General features: G+C 69.6%; 1 protein-coding gene. It reads left to right on the top strand.

Annotation, left to right across the window (positions count from 1 at the left end; translation table 11 throughout):
• Nucleotides 1–563 (top strand): carboxyl transferase domain-containing protein (locus LUZ64_RS36820; RefSeq protein WP_276522635.1); only part of this gene is annotated, 563 nt, incomplete at both ends.

Genomic DNA, 563 nt, shown 5'->3' with positions numbered 1-563 from the left:
GCCAAGGGGAAGCTGACCGCCCGGGAGCGGATCGACCTGCTCCTGGACGAGGGTTCCTTCTCCGAGGTGGAGCCGCTCCGCCGGCACCGTGCCACGGGGTTCGGCCTGGAGAGCAAGAAGCCCTACACCGACGGTGTGATCACCGGCTGGGGCACGGTCCACGGCCGGACGGTGTTCGTCTACGCCCATGACTTCCGGATCTTCGGCGGTGCGCTGGGCGAGGCCCACGCCACCAAGATCCACAAGATCATGGACATGGCCATCTCGGCCGGGGCGCCGCTGGTGTCCCTGAACGACGGCGCGGGTGCCCGTATCCAGGAGGGCGTCTCGGCGCTCGCCGGTTACGGCGGCATCTTCCAGCGGAACACCAAGGCGTCCGGTGTCATCCCGCAGATCTCCGTGATGCTGGGCCCCTGCGCCGGCGGCGCGGCCTACAGCCCGGCGCTGACCGACTTCGTCTTCATGGTCCGCGAGACCTCCCAGATGTTCATCACCGGCCCCGACGTCGTCCGCGCCGTCACCGGCGAGGAGATCAGCCAGAACGGCCTCGGCGGCGCCGACGT

This window comes from Streptomyces albireticuli, assembly GCF_021228125.1.
GTDB classification, from domain to species: Bacteria; Actinomycetota; Actinomycetes; order Streptomycetales; family Streptomycetaceae; genus Streptomyces; species Streptomyces albireticuli.
This window is presented reverse-complemented; position numbering and strand designations above follow the sequence as displayed.